This window comes from Kitasatospora sp. MBT66, assembly GCF_000710405.2.
GTDB lineage: Bacteria > Actinomycetota > Actinomycetes > Streptomycetales > Streptomycetaceae > Kitasatospora > Kitasatospora purpeofusca.
The window spans coordinates 26,259-31,279 of sequence record NZ_JAIY01000008.1 but is presented as its reverse complement, the minus strand read 5'-3'; the positions used below and the strand labels follow the sequence as shown (position 1 = coordinate 31,279).

The 5,021-nt window shown below is 77.7% G+C and carries 3 protein-coding genes; 2 read left to right on the top strand and 1 reads right to left on the bottom strand.

The annotated features are described in order from the left end of the window. Nucleotides 1-87: 87 nt before the first annotated feature. The gene (locus BI06_RS21340; protein ID WP_043470715.1) at nt 88-1,425 is read right to left on the bottom strand and encodes an SWIM zinc finger family protein; all 1,338 of its coding nucleotides are present in this window, start codon (nt 1,423-1,425) and stop codon (nt 88-90) included. A 191-nt stretch (nt 1,426-1,616) separates the two neighbouring features. Here BI06_RS21340 and BI06_RS21335 point away from each other — a divergent pair, with 191 nt between their 5' ends. Beyond that, the gene (locus BI06_RS21335) at nt 1,617-2,711 is read left to right on the top strand and encodes an AAA family ATPase (RefSeq protein ID WP_037779665.1); all 1,095 of its coding nucleotides are present in this window, start codon (nt 1,617-1,619) and stop codon (nt 2,709-2,711) included. A gap of 68 nt (nt 2,712-2,779) precedes the next feature. Further along, the coding region (locus BI06_RS21330) for a DUF5682 family protein (protein WP_043470712.1) at nt 2,780-5,021 on the top strand (2,242 nt) is incomplete at its 3' end.

The following is a 5,021-nucleotide window of genomic DNA, read 5'->3' as shown; positions in this document are numbered from 1 at the left end:
GGACAGCTCGGGTCGGGTCGGGTCGGACAGCTCGGGTCCGGTCGGGTCGGGCAGCTCGGGTCGGGAAGAGCGGGTGGGCCGGCCGGCTCAGGGCGCGGTGAGGCCGATCGGGCGGCCGTCCGCGCCCCAGGCGGTGACCGGGGCGAAGCCCTGGTGGCCGTACTCGCCGAAGACGGTGAGCGGCCGGCCGGTGGAGACGGCGGCGAGCCGCCAGAGGGCGGCCTCGGTGACGGCCGCGCGGTGCACCGGGGCGGTGTGCCGGCCGTCGGTGAGCTGCCAGCCCTCGGGCGAGAGCACCGGCACCACCCCGGTGAGCACGGTCGGCCAGGCGTCCAGCCACGGGTCGTCGGCCACCGCGGTGCCGTAGCCGGCCACCGCCTCGGCGATGTCCAGGCCGGGCGGCGGGCCGTCGGGCGCGGCCCCGGGGGCGCCGTAGCGGGTGCCGAGGACGGCCCGCAGCGGGCGGGCGCCGGGGTGGAAGGCCAGCTCGGCCTCGACCACCTGGCCGGTCGGCAGGGCGAGTTCGGGCGCCTGCCCGGGGCGGCCGAAGGCGATCAGCAGGGCCTGGCGGCCGGTCTTGGCGCCGCGCAGCCAGAGCCGACGGGTGGTCAGCCGCTCGTCGGCGCCGCCCTCCATCGGCGAGGTGCGGCTGCCGAGCACCTGCCAGCGGTCCCGGACCGTCGGGCCGGCCAGCAGTTCGGCGGTCTCGGTGGTGTAGCCGACCCGGGCGCGCACGGTCGCGGCGAGCGGCACGGGCAGCTCGTCGAGGCGGGTCGCGGCGGTGGCGAGCAGGTGCAGCATCGCGTACTCCTCCAGCAGCCGGTGCTGCGGCAGTGCGTCCAGTTCGCGGACCCTGGTGGCCAGGCCGGGCGCCTGGGCGTCGACCATGCGGGCCGCGACCTCCTCCCAGGGGCCGGCGGTGGAGCGGTCGGCGAGGCCGTGCCGGACCCGGTCGGCGAGTCGCAGCCGCAGCTCGGCGGCGCCGGCCGCGACCCGGGCGGAGCGCTTGCCGGCGCGGCGGAGGGCGGCGGCCGGGTCGGCCGGGGCCGCCGCCCGCCCGGCCCGCTGCTCGGAACGCTGCTCGGAGCGTTCCTGGCGCTCCTTCAGCCAGTCGGCGGCCCAGTCGGCGGGCTCGGCGCCGTCCGGCACGGCGTCGGGGGAGCCGCTCCAGAGCAGCAGCAGTCCGAGCGCGTGCTTGCACGGGAACTTCCGGCTCGGGCAGCTGCACCGGTAGGCGGGCGTGGCGAGTTCGACGACCGTGCGGTACGGCGTGCTGCCGCTGCCCCGGCACTCGCCCCAGACCGCGTCGCCGTCGGTGCCCGCGGCGGACCAGGGCGCGGACGTGGAGAGCTTGCCCGCGGCCTTCCGCGAGGCGGCGTCGGGCGCCAGGGACAGGACGTGTTCGGTGCTCCAGCGTTCCTCCATGCCGACGACGTTAGGTGCCGGGACTGACAGTCGACCCGGCCCCCGGGCGGCCCGAACTGAGGTCCGGTCAGGATTTGTCAGTGGTCCGGTGCAGGCTGGTTGTCGCAGGCCGGGACGCCGATCCGGCTCCCCCCGACCATCCCGCCGCCCGGGCATCCGTGTGCCCGGAGGGCCGACCCGAAGGGGCCCCGATGACCGACCTCGTGACCGATGTCCTGCGGCAGCACGCGGAGGACGCGTTCGCCGCCGAGCTGGCCGCGCTCGCGGCCCGGGACGACCGTCCGCGCCCGGAGCGCTGGCGGCTCTCCCCGTGGGCCGTCGCCACCTACCTGCTGGGCGGCGAGCTGGACGACGGCACCGTGATCACGCCCAAGTACATCGGCCCGCGCCGGGTGGTGGAGGTCGCCGTCACCACGCTCGCCACCGACCGGGCGCTGCTGCTGCTGGGGGTGCCGGGCACCGCCAAGACCTGGGTCTCCGAGCACCTGGCGGCGGCGATCAGCGGCGACTCCACGCTGCTGGTGCAGGGCACCGCGGGCACCCCGGAGGAGGCGGTCCGCTACGGCTGGAACTACGCCCGGCTGCTCACCGACGGGCCCAGCCGGGAGGCGCTCGTGCCCTCGCCGCTGATGCGGGCGATGGCGGACGGCCGGATCGCCCGGGTCGAGGAGCTCACCCGCATCCCGGCGGACGTCCAGGACAGTCTGATCACCATCCTGTCCGAGAAGACCCTGCCGATCCCGGAGCTGGGCACCGAGACCCAGGCCGTGCGCGGCTTCAACGTCATCGCCACCGCCAACGACCGCGACCGCGGGGTCAACGAGCTGTCCAGCGCGCTGCGCCGCCGCTTCAACACCGTGGTGCTGCCGCTGCCCGGCTCGCTGGAGGAGGAGGTCGACATCGTCACCCGCCGGGTCGAGCAGCTCGGCCGCTCGCTCCAGCTGCCCGAACTGCCCGGTGGCGCCCAGGAGATCAGGCGGGTGGTGACCGTCTTCCGGGAGCTGCGGGCCGGCCTCACCGCCGACGGCCGGACGAAGGTGAAGACCCCGAGCGGCACCCTGTCCACCGCCGAGGCCATCTCGGTGGTCACCAACGGCATGGCGCTCGCCGCGCACTTCGGCGACGGGGTGCTGCGGGCCGGCGACGTCGCGGCCGGGGTGATCGGTGCCGTGGTCCGCGACCCGGCCGCCGACCAGCAGGTCTGGCGCGAGTACGTCGAGGGCGTGGTCCGCGAGCGGGACGGCTGGCAGGACTTCTACCGCGCCGCCCGTGAGAACGCCCGCTGAGCCGCACGACCGCGGCAACGTGCGAACGCACGACCGCAGGACTCGCCGACGACGGGAGGGAGGGCGCGATGAGCGCAGAGGTGACACTGCTGGGCGTACGGCACCACGGGCCGGGCTCGGCCCGCGCGGTGGCGGCCGCGCTGGAGCGGCTGCGGCCGGACGCGGTGCTGGTGGAGGGGCCGCCGGAGGCCGAGCCGATCCTCGGGCTGGCCGCCGCGAAGGACATGGTGCCGCCGGTCGCCCTGCTGGCCCACGCGGCCGACGACCCGGCCCGGGCCGCGTTCTGGCCCTACGCCGAGTTCTCGCCGGAGTGGGTGGCGATCCGTCACGCCGTCGACCGCGGGGTGCCGCTCCGGTTCATCGACCTGCCGGCCGGGCACTCCTTCGCGGAGGGCGGGGACGGCGGCGCCGAGGAGGAGGACGCCGCCCTGCCGCGCGACCCGATCGCCCGGCTCGCCGAGGCGGCCGGCCACGACGACCCCGAGCGCTGGTGGGAGGACGTCGTCGAGCACCGCCGCCCCGCCGACGGCGAGGACGCGCTCGCGCCGTTCGCGGCCGTCGCCGAGGCGATGGCGGTGCTGCGCGAGGACGGCGGGGCGAGCCTGCGCGACCGGCAGCGCGAGGCGTACATGCGCGGCCGGATCCGCGCCGCCCGCCGGGCCGGCCACCACCGGATCGCGGTGGTCTGCGGGGCCTTCCACGTGCCCGCGCTGGAGCGGACGCCGACCGTCGCCGAGGACCGGGCGCTGCTCGCCGGGCTGCCGAAGAAGGTGCGGACCGAGATCACCTGGGTGCCCTGGACGCACCGCAGGCTCTCCCAACTGTCCGGCTACGGCGCCGGGATCGTCTCCCCGGGCTGGTACCACCACCTGCACCGGACGGACGGCGACCCGCTGCCCGGCTGGCTCACCCGGGCCGCCGGCCTGCTCCGCGCCGAGGACCACCCGGTCTCCTCCGCGCACGTCATCGAGGCGGTCCGGCTGGCCCGCGCCCTCGCCGGGCTGCGCGGCCGCCCGCTGGCCGGGCTCACCGAGACGCTGGACGCCGTGCGCGCGGTGATGTGCGAGGGCTCGGACGTCGCCCTCGCGCTGGTCCGGGACCGGCTGGTGATCGGCGACGCGCTCGGCTCGGTGCCCGAGGACGCGCCCGCCGTCCCGCTCCAGCGCGACCTGGCCCGGCTCCAGCGCACCCTGCGGCTCAAGCCCGCGCCCGAGCCGCGCGAGCTCGACCTCGACCTGCGCAAGGAGACCGACGCGGCCCGCTCCCGGCTGCTGCACCGGCTGCGGCTGCTGGGCGTCGACTGGGGTGTGCCGGTCCGCTCCCAGGTCGCCTCCACCGGCACCTTCCGGGAGAGCTGGCGGCTGTGCTGGCAGCCCGAGTTCGCGGTCCGGATCGCCGAGGCCGCCCAGTGGGGCACCACGGTCGAGCGGGCCGCCGTCGGCAAGGCCGTCGGCACCGCCCGGGCGGCGGCCGAACTCGCCGAGCTCACCGGGCTGGTGGAGACCTGCCTGGTGGCCGACCTGGCCGAGGCGCTGCCCGCCGTGATGCGGGTGCTCGCCGACCTCGCCGCACTGGACACCGATGTCGCCCACCTGGCCCGCGCCCTGCCCGCCCTGGTCCGCGCGCTGCGCTACGGCGACGTCCGGGGCACCGACCACACCGCCCTGGGCGAGGTGGCCGGCGGGCTCGCCGACCGGATCCGGGTCGGCCTGCCGCCCGCCTGCACCGGCCTGGACGCGGCCGGCGCCGCCGCGATGCGCGTCCACCTCGACGAGGTGCACGGCGCGATCGGCCTGCTGGGCGGCGACGACGGCCTCGCCGACCGCTGGGCCGGCACGCTGCGCTCGCTCGCCCGGCGCGAGCCCTCCGGCGGACCGGCCACCGGCGTGCCCGGGCTGCTGCGCGGGCGGGCCGTCCGGCTGCTGCTGGACGACGGCCGGCTGGACCCGGCGGAGGCCGGGCGGCGGCTCGGCCTGGTGCTCTCCACCGCCGGCAGCCCGGCGGACGCGGCCGGGTGGATCGAGGGCTTCCTGTCCGGCGGCGGCACGCTGCTGCTGCACGACCCCCGGCTGCTGGGCCTCCTCGACGCCTGGCTGACCGGCGTCCCGGCGGCGGTCTTCACCGATCTGCTGCCGCTGCTGCGCCGTACCTTCGCCACCCTGGAGGCCGGGGTCAGACACACCGTCGGCAGCCGGGTGGCGGCCGGCCCGCTCGACTCCGGCGACGCCGGACCGGCCGCGGAGGCCGCCGAGGTGGACCTCGCCCGGGCCGGCGCCGCGCTGCCGGTGGTCGCCCTGCTGCTCGGCCTGC